The sequence below is a fragment of the Xanthomonas sp. D-99 genome, from assembly GCF_017746145.1.
In the GTDB taxonomy this organism is placed as follows: domain Bacteria; phylum Pseudomonadota; class Gammaproteobacteria; order Xanthomonadales; family Xanthomonadaceae; genus Xanthomonas; species Xanthomonas cissicola.
In genome coordinates this window covers 703-4,807 of the sequence record NZ_JAGHWU010000098.1, presented here as the reverse complement: position 1 = coordinate 4,807, position 4,105 = coordinate 703, and the positions used below count along the sequence as shown (strand labels likewise).

Genomic DNA, 4,105 nt, shown 5'->3' with positions numbered 1-4,105 from the left:
CCTCCTCGAGAAAGGGTACGAGAAAATTCCACTTCTGGCGTCTGCTAATGGGCGGGGGGATTACCCAGGCGCAGGCCAGCGCGACGATCAGCGAAGTGTCGCGCCTGATGCAGATCGCCTCCGAAGCGCCCAAGGCCGCGGCCAATGTCGTGGCCGAGCTGCGCCAATCGCTGTCCGAGAGCATGGTGCGCGACACCGCCATGCTGGAAGAGCGCAGCAAGCTGCTTGCCACCCTGGACACCTTGCTCAACGCAGTCAATCACGCCTCCACCGAACAACGCGAAGCGGTGGATGCCTTGGTGACGACCTCGGCCGACCTGCTGCAGCGCGTGGGCAGCCAGCTCACCGAACAGATCGGCAGCGAAACCGGCAAGCTGGGCGCAGTGGCCGCGCATGTCAGCGGCAGCGCGGTAGAGGTGGCCAGCCTGGGCGAAGCGTTCGGCATGGCGGTGCAGTTGTTCAGCGGCGCCACCAGCGATCTCAATGAGCGCCTGCAGCACGTTGCCACCGCACTCGATGCCTCGCTGGCACGCAGCGACGACCAACTTGCCTACTACGTGGCACAGGCGCGCGAGGTGGTCGACCTCAGCATGCTCTCGCAGAAGCAGATCATCGAAGAACTGCGCCAGCTCGATCGCGGGCGTGGCGAGACCGGCGAAGCAGAAACGGCATGAGCGACGAGATCGAAAGCGACGGCGAGCTGGCCACGCCCATCTGGGCGGCATTCGGCGACCTGATGTCGGTGTTGCTGGGCGCGTTCGTGCTGATCCTGGTCGGCGTGATCGGCGTGCAGTTGCAGCTGTCCGGCCGCCTGGACGCGGAGGTCAGACAACGCCAGGCCGAAGCGCAACGCCGGCAGACGCTGGAACAGGCATTGGCCGCACCGTTGGCTGCCGGCCGCGTGACCCTGGTCGATGGCCGTATCGGCATTCGCGGCAATGTGCTGTTTGCGTTCAACTCCGACGAACTGCAGCCGGAAGGACGCGAGGTATTGAAGTCGCTGGCGACGCCGTTGACGCAATACCTGCGCGCGCGCGACGAGATCCTGATGGTCAGCGGATTTACCGACGACCGCCCGGTGCTGGGCGGCAATCGCCGCTACGCCGACAACTGGGAACTGTCCGCGCAACGCGCACTCACGGTGACCCGTGCCCTGATCGCCGAAGGCGTGCCGGCATCATCGGTGTTCGCGGCCGCATTCGGCTCGCAGCAACCGGTGGATTCCAACGCCGACGAAGCCCGCCGCGCGAAGAACCGCCGCGTGGAGATCGCGCCGATCGCGCGCCCGCCGTCGCGCGCAGGCGCATCGAGGCAGCCCGCAGCGACCGCCGCACCGCGATGAGCAAGCCCGCACTCTCCGCGCGCGCGCACCTGGAGCTCTGGCGCAGCCAGGGCGCCGATCGGCTGGATCCGGTGCGCTTCCATCTGATGGAATGCTTGGCAGCGCGCGCCGCCACGCAAGCCGATGCGGTGCGTGAGGTGCTGGAACACAAGCTTGGCGCGATGGTCGATGGGTATGCGACAGCGCTGAAGCAGACAGCGCGTCGCCGTGCCGGTCGCCGTGCGGCGTCTGCCTCGACGCCTGCGTCGCCGCAGCCCAGCGCATTGGGTGCGCTCACCGCGCAGATGGCCGGGCATGCGGCGCTGATGGAAGTGGACAGCCGCAAGACTGCCAGCGCAGATGCGATGCTGTTTCCGGAGCTGCCGGCGCTGGACGACTTTCGTCGCACCTGGACCACCGTGCGCACCGCCAGCCAGGTGCGGCAGTCGCTGCAGGATGCGCCCAAGGATGCCGGCCCGCTCAATTCCAGCGTGCTGGTGCATCGCTGCATCACGCTGATGCGCGAGCGCTCGCCGGGCTATCTGCAGCACTTTCTCGGCTATGTGGATGCGTTGTCGTGGCTGGAGCAGCTGCACACCGGCGGCGCGTTGGCCAACGAGGAGGCTGCGCCGTTGGCGCCTGGCAAGAAACGCAGCAAGAGTCCGTCGAAACGACGCAGTTAACCCCGCGATCGGTCCCGATCTACGTCGGGGCAGCCTGGCGCGGTCTCCGATCCCGGCGATGCATCCCGGCACAAGGTGTGCGGGGCCCCCACTGTAAGCATGGCGTCGCTGCACGCTTCTGGCTGCGACCTCTGTTGCATTGGTCACGCCGCAGCTGCAATTGCATGCAAGCGCGCACGACCTCCAGAAACCAGCTGCCGGCGCACGGCAGTGGCTGCAGTCAATCCTGAGCACAATGCATGCTCGACTGGACGTGGCGCCCGCCGGTCACGCTGGCATCCACCACACTGGCGCAAGCGCCGATCGCCGCTTGCGCCGTCGCGGAGCATCGCTCAAAACCGCAACTGCGCACCCACCGTCCAGCTCCGCGGCGCACCGGGATACACCCACTGCTCGCTATACGAAAATGCCGCATAGCGGCGATCGGTGAGGTTCTCGACCTTGGCATACAGGCGTAGCCGCTCGCTCAGATCGTAGTGGCCGACCGCTCGCCACACGGTGTAACCCGGCAACACGAAATCGGTGTTGCTATCCACAGATCCCAGCCGCTCGCCCGTGTGCGAGACGCCCACGCCCAGCGCCGCGCGACGTTTGCCGGTCAGCGGCTGTTCGTAGTTCAAGAACGCGTTACCGCTCAAGCGCGGCACATTTGGAAACCGCCGGCCTTCGGCCAGCCCGGTACTGGCGGCGGCAGCACTGCTGCGCGTCACCTGCGAATCGGTATAGGCCAGGCCCACCGACGCGGCCAGGCGCGCGGTCAGCCTGCCGAGCAGATCCAGCTCCAGCCCTTGGCTGCGCATCTGACCCACCGGCAGCGAAAAACTGGTGTCGGCCGGATCCAGGCTCAATACGTTTTTCTTGTCGATGCGGAATGCGGCCACCGTGGCTTCCAGGCCATCGCCAGGCTGCACGTATTTCAAGCCGGTCTCCAGCGAGCGGCTTTTCTCAGGTGCAAAGCTTTGTCCGTTGGCACCCACACCGCTGTTGGGGCGAAACCCCGCCGCGGCACTGGCATACAGCGACAGCGCATCGTCTACATGGAAGATCATGCCTGCACGCGGGCTCACCACCCCGTCGGATGCGCGCTGCGTGGTGCCGCGCAGGTGGTTGTCCAGGTCTTGCTGATAATGGTCGTAGCGCAGGCCAAGCAAGGCCTTCCAGCGCGCGCCCAGATCGATCTGGTCCTGCGCGTACACGCCCCACACCTGCTGGCGCTCGTCGGTATCGGTGATGGTGGACAGCCGGCCTGGCTGTGCCACGCCATAGCGCGGGGCCAGCACATCGATGCTGTAGGGCGTGGCCGCGGAACGGGCGCGCTGCTGAAAGCGGCTGTCGTCGAAGCGATTGGCATCGATGCCGAACAACACGTTGTGCGTGACCCTGTCGGCCTGAAAACCGCCAAGCACTTCTGCACGCGCCGCGATATCGCGGCCCTGGTAATCGCGGTAGCGGCGTTCGCGGCGCAAGCTGCGCTGATCGGCCTGCAGCGTCCAGGGTTCGGTGGAAAATCCACGCATGCCACTGTCGCGGTAAGTCGCCCCACCCTGCAACGACCAGGTCTGATCCAGACCATGCACCACGAACACCTGGTGCCCGGTGGAATGCAGGTCGATATCGCCATCGCGCGGTTCGCCCAGAAAGCGCGAGGCCGGCAGCCGGTTGGCATCGCCACCGATAGCCGTCACGCCCCGATCGAATGGCGTGTGGAGACGCACCGCCTCCAGCTCATACGACACCGTCGTATCGGGCGCCGGCATCCACAATAGCGACGGCGCCAGCAAGGTGCTGTCGCTGTCGACGGTATCGCGAAAGCTGTGTTGATCCTTGTGCATCACATTCAGACGGTACGCCACGTTCTCGCTCAGCGGGCCGGTGCTATCAATGGCCGCGCGATAGCTGTCGAAGCGGCCTGCCGATACATCCACGCTGTGCCGCGGCTGAAACAGCGGCTTTTTGGTGACGATGTTGACGGCCCCGCCCGGCTCGCCGCGTCCGTACAACGCCGACGCCGGCCCCTTGATCACCTCGATGCTTTGCGTGTTGGCCGCATCGCGCAGGCCGTTGTAACCGCGGCTGGCATTGAAGCCGTTGACCATGTAAT

At 66.0% G+C, this 4,105-nt stretch carries 3 protein-coding genes and 1 pseudogene; 3 read left to right on the top strand and 1 reads right to left on the bottom strand.

All coding sequences use genetic code 11. The features are described 5' to 3' along the window. The 3 genes and pseudogenes from J7360_RS20480 to J7360_RS20470 all read left to right on the top strand — a co-directional run. Window positions 1-674: pseudogene (locus tag J7360_RS20480) on the top strand (DUF802 domain-containing protein); the annotation flags it as partial. After that, the gene (locus J7360_RS20475; protein WP_194271895.1) at window positions 671-1,342 is read left to right on the top strand and encodes an OmpA family protein; all 672 of its coding nucleotides are present in this window, start codon (window positions 671-673) and stop codon (window positions 1,340-1,342) included. The pseudogene J7360_RS20480 and the gene J7360_RS20475, both read left to right, overlap by 4 nt. Then, complete coding sequence (locus tag J7360_RS20470; RefSeq protein ID WP_209034675.1) at window positions 1,339-2,004, top strand: DUF2894 domain-containing protein; 666 nt, start codon at window positions 1,339-1,341, stop codon at window positions 2,002-2,004. Before J7360_RS20475 ends, J7360_RS20470 begins: the two co-directional genes overlap by 4 nt. Window positions 2,005-2,336: 332 nt before the next feature. On the opposite strand, the gene J7360_RS20465 is transcribed toward J7360_RS20470, so the two are convergent. Continuing rightward, window positions 2,337-4,105 (bottom strand): TonB-dependent siderophore receptor (locus tag J7360_RS20465; protein ID WP_244667862.1); only part of this gene is annotated, 1,769 nt, incomplete at its 5' end.